Here is a 14,443-nt window from a genome sequence, read left to right as displayed (position 1 = left end):
CCCACAGGACTTCGCCCCATGCACCTTATCGACACGATCTACATCAATGGCCAGTTCGTCACCCCGCACGGCGAGGAATGGTTCGACCTGATCAACCCGTCCACCGAGCAGTTACTGGGCCGCGTGCGCCTGGCCGACGCCGAGGACGCGCGCACCGCCATCGCGGCGGCCAAGCAGGCCTTCCCAGGGTTCTCCCGGACCAGCCGGCAGCAGCGCATCGACTGGCTGATGGCCATGCACCATGCCGTCGCTGCCCGCGAAGACGAACTGTTCGAGGCCATTACCCTGGAGTACGGCGCCCCCGTGTCCCGCGGCCGCTGGATGGCCCGCCACGCCAGCCAGGTGCTGCTGGAAGCCACCAAGGTGCTGCAGGACTACCCGTTCAAGCGTCGCGCCGGCAGCGCCGAGGTGATCATGCAACCGTTGGGCGTGGCCGGGCTGATCACGCCTTGGAACAGCAACGCCGGCTTTATCTGCGGCAAGCTGGCCGCCGCCCTGGCCGCCGGCTGCACAGCGGTGGTCAAGCCCAGCGAGCTGAGCGCGCTGCAAACCCAAGTGGTGACCCAGGCGCTGCACGAGGCGGGCCTGCCGCCCGGGGTGTTCAACATTGTCACCGGCCGGGGCGAAACGGTGGGCGCGCAGATCAGCGCGCACCCGGACGTGGCCAAGCTGTCGTTCACCGGCTCCACCGCCGTGGGCAAGGGCATCCTCCGCGCCGGGGCCGAGACCTTGAAACGGGTGACCTTGGAGCTGGGCGGCAAGTCGCCGGTGCTGATCCTCGACGACGCCGACTTCGACAGCGCCGTGCCCATGGCGCTACAGGCCGGCTTCATGAACAGCGGCCAGGCCTGCATCGCCGGCACCCGCCTGCTGGTGCCCGCCGCGCGGCTGGCCGAGTTCGAGGCCAAGGTGCAGGCCGAGGTGGCCGGCATCCAGGCCGGTGACCCGCGCGACCCGCACACCAGCGTGGGCCCCATGGTCAGCGGCAAGCAATGGCAACGGGTGCAAGGCTATATCCGCCAGGGCCTCGACGAAGGGGCGCGGCTGATTGCCGGTGGCGAAGGCCGCCCCGAGGGCGTGGCCGCGGGCTGGTTCGTGCGCCCGACGGTGTTCAGCGACGTGCACAACCACATGGTGATCGCCCGCGAGGAGATCTTCGGGCCGGTGCTGGCGATCATTCCCTACCGGGACCTGGAAGAGGCGATCAGCATCGCCAACGACACCGTCTACGGCCTGCAGGCCTACGTGTTCGGCACCGACCCGCAGCGTGCCCGCGCCGTGGCCGCGCGCCTGGAGGCCGGGCGCGTGCAGGTGAACACCCTGGAGCATGAGCCGGCGGCGCCGTTTGGCGGCTTCAAACAGTCGGGGATTGGCCGCGAATACGGCACCTACGGCCTGGAGGCCTTCCTGGAACCCAAGGCCATCCTCGCCGCCTTGTAGCAGCGGCCGCCAGGCCGCGTCGGCGGTGGACCTGGAGGGGCGCAGCAGCCAGGACGCGCCCTTCGGGCGCTGCTACGGAATTTTCTGTGTGCCCTACAACTAATTTCCCACGCAACTGTCACTGTTTGACTAATAATCAGTGCGGCGCACGGCGCCCACTGAAAAGAAAAAACCATTCTGGAGCACATGGACATGGCAGCACTGCAGCAACGTACCCTCGACGCACTCAACAAGGCTCACGCCGAGCTGCTGGCCCAGTGGTTCAGCGAACAGGAAGCCAGCGGCGCGACGCGCAATCTCAAGGACGAGGACGTGCGCCAGCAGCAGGGCGAATTCCTCAGCCTGCTGGTCAGCGGTTCGCAGAACGGCGACTCGAAAAACCTCGGCGCCGGCAACTGGGAGGCCACCCGCCAGTTCCTCGAAAAGCTTTCCCACACCCGCGCCATGGCCGGCCAGGACTCGCAGCAGACCGCCACCTTCATCTTCGCCCTCAAGGGCCCGCTGTTTGCCCTGCTGCAGCGTGAATACGAAGACAGCCCCGCCACCCTCGCCGAGCAGACCTGGGAGATCTCGCAGCTGCTGGACGGCCTGGGCCTGCACACCATCCGCACCTTCCAGAAATCCCGCGAGGCGGTGATCAAGCGCCAGCAGGAAGAACTGCTGGAGCTGTCCACGCCGGTGGTCAAGCTGTGGGAAGGCGTGCTGGCCCTGCCGATGATCGGCACCCTGGACAGCCAGCGCACCCAGGTGGTGATGGAATCGCTGCTGCAACGCATCGTCGACACAGGGTCGGAAATCGCCATCATCGACATCACCGGCGTGCCCACCGTGGACACCCTGGTGGCCCAGCACCTGCTGAAAACCGTGACCGCCATCCGCCTGATGGGCGCCGATTGCATCATCAGCGGCGTGCGCCCGCAAATTGCCCAGACCATCGTGCACCTGGGCCTGGACCTGCAGGGCGTGGTCACCAAGGCCAACCTGGCGGACGCCCTGGCCCTGGCCCTGCGCCGCCTGGGCATGACCGTCAGCAAGGCGGTATAAGCCCATGGAGCGCATTCCCATCCTGCAAATGGGCAACTGCCTGCTGGTGACCATCCAGGTCGACATGCATGACCAGCTGGCCCTGACCCTGCAAGACGACCTTTCCGAGCGCATCAGCCGCACCTCGGCGCGCGGCGTGCTGATCGACATCTCGGCGCTGGACATCGTCGATTCGTTCATTGGCCGCATGATCGGCACCATCTCTGGCCTGTCACGCATCATGGACGCCGAGACCGTGCTGGTGGGCATGCAACCGGCCGTGGCCATCACCCTGGTGGAACTGGGCCTGACCCTGCCCGGGGTGAGCACCGCCCTCAACGTGGAACGCGGCATGAAGCTGTTGCGCGAACGAGTGGACCTGCAATGACCCAGCTCAGCAGCGGTACCCAACCGGTTCGCATCGAGCAAGACGTGGTATTGGCGCGCCAGACCGCGCGCAAGCTGGCCCAGGACTGCGGCATGCGCCTGATCGACCTGACCAAGCTGGTGACGGCGGTCAGCGAGCTGGCGCGCAACACCATGGTCTACGGCGGTGGCGGCGACATGGACTGGGAAATCGTCGAAGAGAACCACCGCACCGGCCTGCGCCTGGTGTTTCGCGACGAAGGCCCGGGCATTGCCGACATCAAGCTGGCCATGACCGACGGCTGGACCTCGGGCAGCGGCCTGGGCCTGGGCCTCACCGGGGCCAAGCGCCTGGTGGACGACTTCGAGCTGGACACCGCGCCAGGCAAGGGCACACGGGTGACCATCACGCGATGGACCTGACCTTCCCGAGTTCGATCACTCAAGTGTTGTTGATCGAAGACAGCAGCCAGATCGGCCACGCCCGCCGCACCGCCCAGAAGCTCGCCGAGCGGCTGGGCTTCGACGACGCCGACGCCGGCCGCGTGGCGCTGGTGGTGACCGAGCTGTGCAGCAACATTCTCAAGCACGCCAGCCATGGCGAGCTGCACCTGCGCACCCTGCCCCGGCCCGAAGGCCAGGGCCTGGAGGCCATCGCCGTGGACCGCGGCAATGGCTTCGACGTGCACGCCTGCCTCACCGACGGCTACTCCACCGGCGGCACCCAGGGCATTGGCCTGGGCGCCGTGGCGCGCCAGGCCGAGGTGTTCGACGTGCACGCCGACAGCCGCGGCGCGGTGCTGCTGGCGCGCTTCTTCCGCCGGGGCGACAAGGCCCGCGACCTGGCCGTGGGCGTCACCCAGCACTCGCTGCACAACGACCCGGCCTGCGGCGATGCCTTCCAGGTCAACATCGGTGAACAGGGTATCAGCGCCCTGGTCATCGACGGCCTGGGCCACGGCGAGGACGCCGAACGCGCCGCCCGTGCCGGGGTGCGCGCCTTTGCCCTGGCGCCGTTCGCCAGCCCGGCGCTGCTGATGGACGACCTGCACCAGGCCATGACCGGCAGCCGCGGCGGCGCCGTGGCCGTGGCGCAGTTCAACCCGGGCGCCGACCGCCTGGACTTCATCGGCATCGGCAACATCGGTGCCAGCCTGCTCAGCCGCAGCCATGACCGCGGCCGCGGCCTGGCCTCGCACCCGGGCATCGTCGGCGCCCAGTTCCGCAAGGCACAGAGCTTCGACTATGCTCAGGTCAGCGGCCATATCCTGATTCTGTATAGCGACGGCCTGCAATCGCGCTGGAACCTGCACGATTACCCGGGCCTGATTTTCCGCCACCCCGCCGTGATTGCCACGGTGCTGCACCGTGACTTCTGCCGCGGCAGAGACGACGTCACCGTGCTGGTCATAGACCTGGAGATGCCCCATGCCTGACCTCACCTCCCTGGCCGCCAACGCCCAGGCCGCGCGCGTGGCGCAGCTGGAACGCGAAGCCGAGGCCCTGCGGGTCGAGCTGGAAGAGACCAACCAGGGCGTGCTGGCGTTGTATGCGGAGCTGGACAACCAGGCCGAGCAACTGCGCCAGGCCTCGGACCTGAAAAGCCGCTTCCTGTCGTACATGAGCCACGAGTTCCGCACGCCCCTGGGCTCGATCCTGAGCATCACCAGCCTGCTCAAGGACGAACTCGACGGCCCCCTGAGCGCCGAGCAGCACAAGCAGGTGGCCTTCGTCAGCGGCGCCGCCCGCGAGCTCAGCGACATGGTCGACGACCTGCTGGACCTGGCCAAGATCGAAGCCGGGCGCATCACCATCTCGCCGGCCTGGTTCGACATGTTCGACCTGTTCTCGGCCCTGCGCGGCATGTTCCGCCCCATCGTCGACGCCACCGCGGTGGACCTGGTGTTCGAGGAGCCGGTGGGCCTGCCGCGGCTGTACAGCGACGACAAGAAGCTGGCGCAGATCCTGCGCAACTTCATCTCCAACTCGCTGAAATTCACCCAGCGCGGCCATGTGCGGGTGTCGGCCAGCCTGGAGAACGAGCATGAGATACGCTTCGCCGTGAACGACACCGGTATCGGCATTCCCGAGGAAATGCACGGCACCCTGTTCGAAGACTTCAGCCAGGTCGACTCGCCGCTGCAGAAACGCCTGCGCGGCACCGGCCTGGGCCTGTCGCTGTGCAAGCGCTTCGCCGAGCTGCTGGGCGGGCGCGTGGGCGTCGCCAGCGAGCCGGGCGTGGGCTCGACCTTCTACGTGATCATCCCATTGGCCCTGGCCCAGGACACCCCCGATGAAGGCTGACAGCTGCCTGCTGATCGTCGATGACAACGCGGCCACCCGCTACGCCCTGCGCCGGCGCCTGGAGCGCCACGGCTACCGCATCCTCGAGGCAGGCACCGGCACCGAGGGCCTGGCCCTGCTGGCCGAACAGCAGTTCGATGCGGCGATCCTCGACGTCAACCTGCCGGACATGAGCGGCTTCGACATCGTCCGCCAGCTACGCGCCGAACCGCGCACCGCGCTGCTGCCGGTGATCCACGTGTCGGCGGCGTCGATCCAGACCGGCGACATCATCACCGGCCTCGACAACGGCGCCGACGCCTACCTGACGCACCCGGTGGACCCGGACGTGCTGCTGGCCACCCTGCGCACCCTGCTGCGGGTGCGTGACACCGAGCACGCGCTGCGCGAGAGCGAGGCGCGCTTCCGCGAGATCTTCCTCAACATCGGCGCGCCCATCGCGGTGATGGACGCGGCGCTGAACGTGATCGAATGCAACCAGGCCTTCACCGACCTGGTGCAGGACAACCGCACCAACGCACAGCTGCAGGGCTGCTTCGCCCCTGACCAAGAGGGCGTGCTGGCCGAGCTGCGCCTGCGCCTGGCCATCGGTGAGCGCTGGCGCGGCACCCTGAACATGCTGGTGGAGGGCGTGCTGCGCGAGACCGAATGGCAGATCTCGCCGTACCGCACCCCGGGCCATAGCCTGGTGTTCATCGAGGACGTCACCGAGCACCGCCAGCGCGAACGCTCGCACCGCCAGGAACTGGACAGCGCCAACGACCAGCTGGCCAAGGAAGTGGCCGAACGCGCGCGCACCGAGGCGCAGCTGCTGCAGGCGCAGAAGATGGACGCCCTGGGCAAGCTCACCGGCGGCATCGCCCACGACTTCAACAACCTGCTGACCGGCATCATCACCGGCCTTGAGCTGATCAAGAAGCGCGTCAGCGAAGGCCGCAGCGACGCGGTGCTGCGCTACACCGACGCCGCCCTGGGCTCGGCCACCAGCGCTGCTTCGCTGACCCACCGGCTGCTGGCTTTCGCCCGCCAGCAGCCGCTGGACACCCGCCCCACCGACGTCAACGAGCACATCCTGTCGCTGGAAGACCTGCTGCGGCGCACCATCGGCGAGCGTGTGCAGCTGACCCTGGAGCTGACCAGCAAGGCCGCCATCGCCCTGGTCGACCCCATCCAGCTGGAAAGCGCGGTGCTCAACCTGGTGATCAACGCCCGCGACGCGCTGCCCCAGGGCGGGCACATTCGCCTGAGCACCTTCGCTGCCCACTCCCACGGCGACATGAAACTGGCCGACGGCGCCTACGTGGTGCTGAGCGTGCAGGACGACGGCGTAGGCATCGAGCATGGAGTGATCGGCAAGGTCTTCGACCCGTTCTTCACCACCAAGCCGCTGGGCCAGGGCACCGGGCTGGGGCTGTCGACCATTTATGGTTTTGCCCGCCAGTCGGGGGGCGACGCGCGGATTCGCAGCGTGGTCGGCCATGGCACCGAGGTGACCTTGCTGCTGCCGGCCGGCCTGGCCAACCAGCACCCCGACCTGCCCGCGCTGCTGCCGACGCGGCCGGGCAGTGGCGAGCACATCCTGATCGTCGAAGACATGCCCGCCGTGCGCCTGTTCGTCACCGAGGTGCTGGAAGACAACGGCTACCGCTGCACCCAGGCCGACGACGTGCACCACGCCGTGAGCCTGTTGCAGGAGGACGACAGCATCGACCTGCTGCTGACCGACGTCGGCCTACCACAGATGAACGGCCGCGACCTGGCCGACATCGCCCGCCGCTACCGCGCCGAGCTGCCGGTGCTGTTCATGACCGGCTACGCCGAGGACGCCGTCAGCCGCCAGGATTTCCTCGGCGAGCGCATGGACATGGTGATCAAGCCGTTCCAGATCAGCGACCTGGTGGGCAAGGTACAGCGCATGATCGACACCCGCGGCTGACCGCAGACGCAGGCCGCGTCCGAGGACGCCGCGCCGTTCCACCGACACCGCGTTGGTGCCGGACGCAGCCTTCGGCAGCTGCTACGCCGCAACCCCCGTAGCAGCGGCCGCAGGCCGCGTCCGAGGGCGCCACGCCATTCCACCGACACCGCGTTGGCGCCGGACGCAGCCTTCGGCAGCTGCTACGCCGCAACCCCCGTAGCAGCGGCCGCAGGCCGCGTCCGAGGACGCCGCGCCGTTCCACCGGCACCGCGTTGGTGCCGGACGCAGCCTTCGGCAGCTGCTACGCCGCAACCCCCGTAGCAGCGGCCGCAGGCCGCGTCCGAGGGCGCCGCGCCGTTCCACCGGCACCGCGTTGGCGCCGGACGCAGCCTTCGGCAGCTGCTACGCCGCAACCCCCGTAGCAGCGGCCGCAGGCCGCGTCCGAGGGCGCCGCGCCATTCCACCGGCACTGCGTTGGCGCCGGACGCAGCCTTCGGCAGCTGCTACGCCGCAACCCCCGTAGCAGCGGCCGCAGGCCGCGTCCGAGGGCGCCACGCCGTTCCAGCTGCACCGCGTTGTTGCCGGACGTAGCCTTCGGCAGCTGCTACGCCGCCCCCCCGTAGCAGCGGCCGCAGGCCGCGTCCGAGGGCGCCACGGGGTTATGGTTTGAGCAGCTGCATCTGCTGCCGGTAATCGTCGGTCACCTGCCGGGCCTGGCTGTTGCTGGTGACCACGCGCGGGGTGATCAGCACCAGCAGCTCGGTGCGGTCCTTCGATTTGGTGGTGCTGCCGAACAGCCAGCGCAGGCCCGGGATGCGGCCCAGGTAGGGGACGCTGGAGGCGGTCTCGCTGTTGTCCTGTTTGATCAACCCGCCCAGCAATACGGTCTGGCCGCTCTGCACCGCCACCTGGGTGGAGACCGAACGGGTGGAGATGTTCGGGTTGGTCTGGGTGCTGGTCTCGTTGCTGGTGTCGGCGTCGCTGACCTGCTGCTGCACGTCCAGGTACACCAGGCCACCCGGATTGATGCGCGGGGTGACGTCGAGGATCACGCCGGTCTGCACGTATTCGACGCTGCTCAGGGTGGTGTCCGAGGTGCTGGTGTTCACCGTGGTCTGGCTGATGGGGATGTTGTCGCCCACCTGGATCTGCGCCTGCTGGTTGTTCATCACCACCAGCGACGGCGCCGACAGCACCTGGGTGCGGCCATTGGTTTCCAGCGCATGCAGCGCCACCTGGAAGTTGCTGCTGACGAAGGAATAGAACGCCGTGTCGGTGGACCCCAGCCCTGCCCCGCCACTGCCCAGCGCGCCCTGGCTGCCCTTGGTGTTGGCCACGGTGGTGCTGGAGGAATTGCCCGCCAGCTTGCCCAGGTACCACTGCACGCCCAGGTCCAGCTCGCCGCTGAGTTTCACTTCCAGAATGCGCGTCTCGATCTGCACCTGCATGGGCGGGTTGTCGAGGCGCTTGATGGCCGATTCGATCTCTTTCCACTGCGCCGGGCGCGTGCGCACCAACAGCTGATTGCTGGCCTTCTGCGCGGTGATGCGGGTGCTGTCGTCCAGACTCTTCTGCTGGCCGCCGCTGGCGCTGCCCGCGCCGCCGGTGTCGTCCGCGCCCTCGTCGCTGTCCTCGTCAGGGCTCTGCATGGAATTGTTATTCAGCGAATTGCCGCCGCTCAGGCCTTGGGTGCCGGTGCTGGTCAGCCCGGTGGTACCGGTGCTGCCGATACCCGAACTGTTGCTGCCATTGAGCGACGACAGCGTGGTGGTGCGCAGCCCGGGCGCCACCTTGGCGGCGCTGTCATCCTTGATCTGGCCGTTGCCGTAGATCTGCCGCAGGTACTTGGCCAGGTCCGTGGCCTTCATGTTGCGCACGTCGTACACGTACATCTGCGGCTCGTTGCCACCGCCCTCGTCGATGGTCTTGATCCAGTCGCCCACCTCACGCAGGTACTCGGGCTGGGCCGAAATGGCGACCACCGAGTTGGTGCGCTCGTTGGGCAAAAACTTGACCATGCCCGCCAACGGCATGCCGCTGTCGGGGCCGAACATCTTCTGCAACTGCGGCATCAGCTCGGCCACCGAGGCGCGTTGCAGGCCGTACACGCCGATGGACATGCCCTTGAGCCAGTCGACGTCAAAGGTGTCGATGGTGTCCTGATAGTTGGCCAGTTCCTCGGGGGTGCCGGACATGCTCAACACGTTGCGCGACGGGTCCACCAGCAGGAAGGCGTTGTCACGGGCGAAAGGCTTGAGCAGCTTCTGCATCTCGGTGGCCGAGATGTACTTGAGCGGGTACAGCCGCGCCGACAGGCCGTTGGACGGCTGCGACACGGTCATCTCCGGCACCAGCTTGCCGGCCACCGCCTGGCTGGCGGGCAGGATCACGTAGCGGTTGCCCTGGCGGATCATGGCGTTGTTGGTCCAGGACAGCAGGGTCTCCAGAATCGACAACGCTTCTTTCTTGTTCACCGGCTTTGAGGTGGAGAAGCTGACGTCGCCGCTCACGCCCTGGGCGATGCTGTAGTTCTCGTGCAGCAGGTCGCCCATCACCGTGTTGATCACCGCCTCGATGGGCTGGTTGGTGAAGTTGAAGACGATGTCGCCGCTGCCCTGTTCATCCTCGCCCTTGACCGGCGCCGGCGGCCGTACGAAGCGCTGGTTGCCGCTGATGATCTGCCGCTTGGGCATCACCGCGGCGTTGTTGCTGGCAGGTTGCGCCACCGGCGCCTCGGCCACGGGCTGGCGCTGGTCGCCGGTGCCGTTGAGGGCCTCGTGCATCAGCGCCGGGTCATTTTCAAAGGTGTGGGGCGCGGTCGCACAGCCGCCGAGGGCGACGGCGGTGGCCAGGCAGAGCAAGGGGGTGCGCAACGGTGTGACTCCAGGGAACAGTGTTTTCAAGGTTCGGTTACCGGCGGCAGCGTGAGCATGGCCGCGCGTGAAGGGGCTGGAAGACGCGGCGCCGGCAAGCGCAGGCTGCGGGTTTGGCCCTGGTAGGCGAACTGCGCCTCCAGGGGGGAAAGCTGTTGCAGGGTCCAGCCGTTGGGCAGGGCCTGGCCCTGGTGGACGCGCAGGGGGTGGCCGCTGGCGTCGCGCAGCAACGCCAGCTTGAGGTCGTCGTTGACCACCACGCCGGTCAGCACCAGGCCGGCCAGGTCGGCGCTGGGCCCCTGGGCGTTCTGGTCCGGGGCGCGGTTGGGGCTGAACAGCGGCGTGTGCCAGGCCGCGTCGAGGCTGTCGAGGCTCACCTGCGGCAGCTCGCTGGCCGCCACATGGGCTGTCGCCAACGGGTGCGCAGGCCCAGGGGGCAGCCAGCCCGGCGCGCTGCCCAGGCCGCCGGCAATGCCGGCGGCGGTGGCGGCCAGGGTGCCAGCGCACAGCAGCAGCGCTGCGCGCAGCGGCGTGAGGCGCAGCTTCATGGCGCTTCCCCTTGCGCCGCTGCCGCCTTGGCCAGGTAGCCGCGCACCAGCAGGTGCACGGTCAGCCGCCCTGCCCCGCCCGTGGCCGGCGCGCTGCTGGCGCGGCGCACGCTGAGGTTGTCGACGAACAGGAACGGCCGGTGGAATTCCAGGGTGTGCAGCAGCGCCATCAGCGGCTCGATGCTGCATTCCAGGGTCAGGCTGACCTTGATCTGCCGGTACGGCTGGGCGCTGTCCTGCTCGGGGGTGATGGGCATGCGCTGGGTCAGCGCGCAGCCGGCGCCGTCGTCGGCCTTGGCCTTGATCAGGTCGGCGATGCGCTGCATCAGGTCGGCGGCCACGGCGCTGGGGTCGCTGCCGGGCAGCAGGCTGAGGCTGCTGGCAGGGTCATGGCGGGCGGCAGCCAGTTGCTTGTCCAGCAACGGCCGTTGCGCCAGCTGGCCGGCGTAGCGCTGCTGCTGTTCGCGCAGCTGCTCGATCTGCGCGTTCACCTCGCCCAGCGGGCCGGCGAACCAGCTCTGCACCAGCAGCCAGTACAGCGCCGCCAGCACCAGCGCCAGGGCGATCAGCGCGGCGCCACGGCGCTCACGTTCAGTCAGCGGACGAGCCATGGGCGGCCTCCTGATGCAGGTGGGCGCGCAGGCTGAAATGGTCCTTGCCGGTGTCGCCGTCGGGCTGGATCACGCCCTGGAACTGCGGGTCGTCGAGGCTGTGGCAGGTCTTCAGCTGGCCGATCAGGGCGCTGGCCTGGGTGCTCTGGCCGGTCAGCGTGACCTGGCCGCCGTCGTCCACTTCCAGCTGTTCCAGCCAGGTGCCCTCCGGCAGGCAGTGGCTGAGGTCGGCGATGACGCTGGCCAGCGCCGGCTGCGCGGCCTTGCGCTGGATCAGGTAGCGCGCCGCGCCCTGGGTGTTGGCCAGGGTCTCGCGCACCTGCTGCAACTGGCCGATCTGCGCCTGCTGCTGGCGCACCTGGGCCTGCATCTCGATCAGCAGCGCCTCGCGCGATTGCAGCCACATGACCATCACCGTCAACAGCAGGCCGGCGCAGGTCAGCAGCAGGCCACGGTTGAGGCGCCCGCCGCTGCTGGCTTGCGGCCGTAGGCCTTCGGGCAGCAGGTTGATGCCCAAGCGCTCGCCGTCGCGCACGTCGACGCCGTGCAGGGTGAAGCCGGCGCAGGCGGCGAGGATCTGCTCCAGGCGCTCGCGCACGATCACCACCAGCCGCACCTTGATGGTGCTGCCGCCCTGCCCCAGCACCTGGGCGCAGAAGCTCACCTGTTCGGCACGGTAGGGGGTGTATTTGTCCAGCTCGAAGCCCAGCACGTTGTGCAGGTCGCGGGCGGCCGCCGCCGGCAAGCTCAGGGTCTGCACCAGCACCTCGCTGCGCGGCAACACCAGCACCCGCGGCGGCGTGGGGTCGGCCGGCTCGTCCAGCGGCCAGTGCAGCACCTGCAACGGTGCGCCGCCGGCCAGCCGCGCGCGCCAGCGTGGCGGCAACAGGCCCAGCAACTCGGCCAGCCAGGCCTGCCACAGGCGCTGGGCGCCGCTGCCGCGCCAGTGCCGCTGCAACGCGGCGCGCCCTTGGGCGTAATAGGTGTTCAGGTTCATTCTTGCCAATGCAGGACCCGATACGGTCGGGCCCCCTCCGTGGAAGGGTTGAGAAGCAGGGTCACGACCAGCGTCGCGTTGAAGCCGCCAGGCAACTGCGCGACGCTGGCCAGGGTTAGGATGGGGCCGGGGTCGGCGCCGCTGACTTTGAGGCTGGGCAGGCCCAGCAACCGCCGCAGCAGCGGCGTGGCGAACGCCGGATCGGGCTGCTCCTGGCCGCTCCACAAGGTGACCTGCGGGGCGGCGCAGGCGAACACGCCGCGGTTCATGCCGGGCAGCTGGCGCAGTTCCTCCACCACCCGCAGCGGTGGCTGGCCGTTGCCACGGCGCTGGTCCAGGGCCGCTGCCAGGCCGCGCGCGCCGCCGCACGCCTGCATCAGCCGGGCGATGTCGGCGGTGCTGGCGCTGTTGAGGTCGAGCTTGCCGCGTTCGCTGAACAGGCTGACCTGCACGGTGGCGCGCTCGAAGGCCAGCGCGTGGGGACGGCCGTCGGCCGGCCAGGCGTTTTTCTGCGCCGGGTCGCTGAGGGCGGCCACTGCCAAGTTGATGCCAGCCTCGGCGGCCAACAGCGCCTCGGTGTGCTGGCGCTGCCACAGGGCCTGGCGGCTTTCCAGCTGCACCCAGCCGGCCAACCCGGCCAGCAGAATGCTCAGCAGCGCCAGCACCCACAGCACCAGCAGCAATGCCACGCCTCGCTGTTGTTTCATTGGCCGGCCACCGTCGACAGGTCCAGGCGCAGGGTCACGCTTTCCGCGGTCCAGGGCACCGGGCCGCCCAGCTGCGCATCGATCAGCACCGTGCGTGGCAGCCGCCCCGGCCACGGCCAGGTGGCCAGCCAGGCGCTCAGCTCGCCCTTGGGCGAATAGCCGCGGTAAGTGAATTGCAGGCTGCGCACCTGGTGCAGCAGTACCTGGGGTTCGCCCCAGGGCTGGCCGCCCTGGCTCAGCGCCACTTCCAGGCGCTGGCCATGCAGGGCCAGGCTGTGCAGCACGATGCCGCCGCCGAGGTTGGCCGACAGCGGCGCCATGAACGCCATGGCCTGGGCGCCGCCGACGAACACCCGCTGCTGGCCGTCGTCCAGCGGCAGCGCCTGGCCGATGGCGCGGCGCAGGAAGTCCTGCGCCGCGCGTACTTCGTCCAGGCGCTCGGTGTAGTGCTGGGCCTTGGCCACCGCGCGGTTGGCGCCCAGGATCGCCCCGCCCACCAGCGCCAGCAGCACGCCCAGCAGGCTCAGCACCAGGAGGATTTCCAGCAGCGTGAAGCCGCTTTGGCGCCGGCTCATGGCTGCGCCCCCCGCACGGTCAGCGTGGCGAAGTGCGCCTGGCGCTGGTCTTCGCGCACGCGCAGGTCCAGCTGGAACAGACGCAGATGGTTGGCCGCCGGCAGCTGGCGCACGTCCAGGTGCCAGCGGATACCCGCCCAGGTGCCGTCGCGGCTGCCCGGCTGCAACTCGCCGTCGGCCTGCTGGTCGAGAATGGAACGGCCGGCGGCGGTCAGCCGGTCGCTGGCCTGCACCTGCTTGAGCGAGCGCGCCGCCTGCCCGAAGGCCATCAGCAGCACGGCGCTGCACACGGCCAGAATGGTCAGTGCAGCGAGCATTTCCAGCAGCGTGAAGCCCTGCTGCGCCTTCATCGCAGCGCCTGCAGGTTGACCGTGCCGGTCAGCCACGACACGTCGATGCGCCAACGCTGGCCGCCATCACTGAGCAGCAGATGGCCGCCGCTGGCGCCGCCATCGGGGTAGAACTCGAACGCAGAGCCCAGTTCGGCAGCGGTGTGCAGTTGCACCTGCAGGTCCGCCGGCCACGCCTCGACGGCTTTGCCCGGCGCCTGGAAACGCCGCGCCGCCAGGTCGAATTGGGTGCGCGCCGGCTGCCCGGTGACGATGGCGCGCACGCGGGTGGCGCGCAGGGCCTCCACCACTTGCACCACCGCCTTGCGCTCGCCGGCGCTGTGCAACCCACGCTGCAAGCCATAGCCCACCAGCCCCGCGGCTACGCCGATGAGCACGATGACCACGAGCATTTCCAGCAGGGTGAAGCCGCGGGCGCGCTGCATGGTTATTCCCAGTTGCCCAGGTCGGCGTTGTAGCCTTCGCCGCCTGGCTGGCCGTCCTGGCCGTAGAAGATCAGGTCGAAGCTGCCGTGTTCGCCGGGGAAGCGGTAGCCGAACGGATGGCCGAACGGGTCTTTCAAGTCCGATGGCTTGGCGTAGGGGCCGGCCCAGTTGCCCGCCGTGGCCGGCTTGGTCAGCAACTGGTTGAGGTTGGCCGGTGGCGCGCCCATGTCCAGGGCATAGCTTTCGACCTTCATGCTCAGGCTGGCCAGCTGCGCCTTGCCGGCGCCGTACTTGCCCTTGTCGACG

The 14,443-nt window shown here is 69.0% G+C and carries 16 protein-coding genes; 7 read left to right on the top strand and 9 right to left on the bottom strand.

Going from position 1 to position 14,443, the window contains the following annotated elements; translation table 11 throughout:
* The first annotated feature begins 18 nt into the window (after nt 1-18).
* The 7 genes from AC0Z2B_RS27530 to AC0Z2B_RS27500 all read left to right on the top strand — a co-directional run bounded on the left by AC0Z2B_RS27530 (nt 19) and on the right by AC0Z2B_RS27500 (nt 7,069).
* Nucleotides 19-1,440, top strand: a complete 1,422-nt coding sequence (locus AC0Z2B_RS27530; protein WP_476300860.1) for an aldehyde dehydrogenase family protein — start codon at nt 19-21, stop codon at nt 1,438-1,440.
* 192 nt (nt 1,441-1,632) lie between these two features.
* Nucleotides 1,633-2,484 (top strand): STAS domain-containing protein, encoded by an 852-nt coding sequence (locus AC0Z2B_RS27525; RefSeq protein WP_416425342.1) that lies wholly within the window; start codon nt 1,633-1,635, stop codon nt 2,482-2,484.
* A gap of 4 nt (nt 2,485-2,488) precedes the next feature.
* Nucleotides 2,489-2,851 (top strand): STAS domain-containing protein, encoded by a 363-nt coding sequence (locus AC0Z2B_RS27520; protein WP_416425343.1) that lies wholly within the window; start codon nt 2,489-2,491, stop codon nt 2,849-2,851.
* A complete protein-coding gene (locus AC0Z2B_RS27515; protein ID WP_416425344.1) occupies nt 2,848-3,252 on the top strand; it encodes an ATP-binding protein in 405 nt (134 codons plus the stop codon). Before AC0Z2B_RS27520 ends, AC0Z2B_RS27515 begins: the two co-directional genes overlap by 4 nt.
* A complete protein-coding gene (locus AC0Z2B_RS27510) occupies nt 3,243-4,265 on the top strand; it encodes an ATP-binding protein (RefSeq protein ID WP_476300857.1) in 1,023 nt (340 codons plus the stop codon). The genes AC0Z2B_RS27515 and AC0Z2B_RS27510 overlap by 10 nt, the downstream gene beginning before the upstream one ends.
* Nucleotides 4,258-5,133, top strand: a complete 876-nt coding sequence (locus AC0Z2B_RS27505) for a sensor histidine kinase (RefSeq protein WP_476300856.1) — start codon at nt 4,258-4,260, stop codon at nt 5,131-5,133. Before AC0Z2B_RS27510 ends, AC0Z2B_RS27505 begins: the two co-directional genes overlap by 8 nt.
* Nucleotides 5,123-7,069 (top strand): response regulator, encoded by a 1,947-nt coding sequence (locus AC0Z2B_RS27500; RefSeq protein ID WP_476300854.1) that lies wholly within the window; start codon nt 5,123-5,125, stop codon nt 7,067-7,069. Before AC0Z2B_RS27505 ends, AC0Z2B_RS27500 begins: the two co-directional genes overlap by 11 nt.
* Nucleotides 7,070-7,710: 641 nt before the next feature.
* Here AC0Z2B_RS27500 and gspD read toward each other — a convergent pair.
* From gspD to AC0Z2B_RS27455, 9 genes are all read right to left on the bottom strand, one after another.
* Nucleotides 7,711-9,954, bottom strand: coding sequence for a type II secretion system secretin GspD (gspD, locus tag AC0Z2B_RS27495; RefSeq protein WP_476300852.1), 2,244 nt, complete (start codon nt 9,952-9,954; stop codon nt 7,711-7,713).
* Entirely contained in the window at nt 9,951-10,472 is a 522-nt protein-coding gene (locus tag AC0Z2B_RS27490) for a hypothetical protein (protein WP_476300851.1), read from the bottom strand. The genes gspD and AC0Z2B_RS27490 overlap by 4 nt, the downstream gene beginning before the upstream one ends.
* A complete protein-coding gene (gene gspM / locus AC0Z2B_RS27485) occupies nt 10,469-11,083 on the bottom strand; it encodes a type II secretion system protein GspM (RefSeq protein WP_476300849.1) in 615 nt (204 codons plus the stop codon). Before gspM ends, AC0Z2B_RS27490 begins: the two co-directional genes overlap by 4 nt.
* Nucleotides 11,064-12,080 carry a PilN domain-containing protein gene (locus AC0Z2B_RS27480; RefSeq protein ID WP_476300847.1) on the bottom strand — a complete coding sequence of 339 codons (1,017 nt, stop codon included), beginning with the start codon at nt 12,078-12,080 and terminating at the stop codon, nt 11,064-11,066. The genes gspM and AC0Z2B_RS27480 overlap by 20 nt, the downstream gene beginning before the upstream one ends.
* Entirely contained in the window at nt 12,077-12,787 is a 711-nt protein-coding gene (locus tag AC0Z2B_RS27475; RefSeq protein ID WP_476300845.1) for a type II secretion system minor pseudopilin GspK, read from the bottom strand. Before AC0Z2B_RS27475 ends, AC0Z2B_RS27480 begins: the two co-directional genes overlap by 4 nt.
* Nucleotides 12,784-13,362 (bottom strand): prepilin-type N-terminal cleavage/methylation domain-containing protein, encoded by a 579-nt coding sequence (locus tag AC0Z2B_RS27470; protein WP_476300843.1) that lies wholly within the window; start codon nt 13,360-13,362, stop codon nt 12,784-12,786. Before AC0Z2B_RS27470 ends, AC0Z2B_RS27475 begins: the two co-directional genes overlap by 4 nt.
* Nucleotides 13,359-13,712 carry a type II secretion system protein gene (locus AC0Z2B_RS27465; protein ID WP_416425354.1) on the bottom strand — a complete coding sequence of 118 codons (354 nt, stop codon included), beginning with the start codon at nt 13,710-13,712 and terminating at the stop codon, nt 13,359-13,361. The genes AC0Z2B_RS27470 and AC0Z2B_RS27465 overlap by 4 nt, the downstream gene beginning before the upstream one ends.
* Nucleotides 13,709-14,137, bottom strand: coding sequence for a prepilin-type N-terminal cleavage/methylation domain-containing protein (locus AC0Z2B_RS27460; RefSeq protein WP_473003262.1), 429 nt, complete (start codon nt 14,135-14,137; stop codon nt 13,709-13,711). The genes AC0Z2B_RS27465 and AC0Z2B_RS27460 overlap by 4 nt, the downstream gene beginning before the upstream one ends.
* A gap of 2 nt (nt 14,138-14,139) precedes the next feature.
* Nucleotides 14,140-14,443: type II secretion system protein GspG (locus AC0Z2B_RS27455; RefSeq protein ID WP_476300841.1), on the bottom strand; the 304-nt coding region annotated here is incomplete at its 5' end.

The sequence above is a fragment of the Pseudomonas sp. GYB4201 genome (assembly GCF_056312595.1).
Note: the sequence above shows the minus strand (reverse complement) of the source record. Positions and strands in the feature narration are given on the sequence as shown.

What these genes read in the sequence shown, in the direction of transcription:
- AC0Z2B_RS27525 (WP_416425342.1), top strand. Translation starts at nt 1,633, where the DNA reads ATGGCAGCACTGCAGCAACGTACCCTCGACGCACTCAACAAGGCTCAC.
- AC0Z2B_RS27510 (WP_476300857.1), top strand. Translation starts at nt 3,243, where the DNA reads ATGGACCTGACCTTCCCGAGTTCGATCACTCAAGTGTTGTTGATCGAA.
- AC0Z2B_RS27505 (WP_476300856.1), top strand. Translation starts at nt 4,258, where the DNA reads ATGCCTGACCTCACCTCCCTGGCCGCCAACGCCCAGGCCGCGCGCGTG.
- AC0Z2B_RS27515 (WP_416425344.1), top strand. Translation starts at nt 2,848, where the DNA reads ATGACCCAGCTCAGCAGCGGTACCCAACCGGTTCGCATCGAGCAAGAC.
- AC0Z2B_RS27500 (WP_476300854.1), top strand. Translation starts at nt 5,123, where the DNA reads ATGAAGGCTGACAGCTGCCTGCTGATCGTCGATGACAACGCGGCCACC.
- AC0Z2B_RS27520 (WP_416425343.1), top strand. Translation starts at nt 2,489, where the DNA reads ATGGAGCGCATTCCCATCCTGCAAATGGGCAACTGCCTGCTGGTGACC.
- AC0Z2B_RS27460 (WP_473003262.1), bottom strand. Translation starts at nt 14,137, where the DNA reads ATGCAGCGCGCCCGCGGCTTCACCCTGCTGGAAATGCTCGTGGTCATC.
- AC0Z2B_RS27490 (WP_476300851.1), bottom strand. Translation starts at nt 10,472, where the DNA reads ATGAAGCTGCGCCTCACGCCGCTGCGCGCAGCGCTGCTGCTGTGCGCT.
- AC0Z2B_RS27530 (WP_476300860.1), top strand. Translation starts at nt 19, where the DNA reads ATGCACCTTATCGACACGATCTACATCAATGGCCAGTTCGTCACCCCG.
- AC0Z2B_RS27465 (WP_416425354.1), bottom strand. Translation starts at nt 13,712, where the DNA reads ATGAAGGCGCAGCAGGGCTTCACGCTGCTGGAAATGCTCGCTGCACTG.
- gspM (WP_476300849.1), bottom strand. Translation starts at nt 11,083, where the DNA reads ATGGCTCGTCCGCTGACTGAACGTGAGCGCCGTGGCGCCGCGCTGATC.
- AC0Z2B_RS27475 (WP_476300845.1), bottom strand. Translation starts at nt 12,787, where the DNA reads ATGAAACAACAGCGAGGCGTGGCATTGCTGCTGGTGCTGTGGGTGCTG.
- AC0Z2B_RS27480 (WP_476300847.1), bottom strand. Translation starts at nt 12,080, where the DNA reads ATGAACCTGAACACCTATTACGCCCAAGGGCGCGCCGCGTTGCAGCGG.
- AC0Z2B_RS27470 (WP_476300843.1), bottom strand. Translation starts at nt 13,362, where the DNA reads ATGAGCCGGCGCCAAAGCGGCTTCACGCTGCTGGAAATCCTCCTGGTG.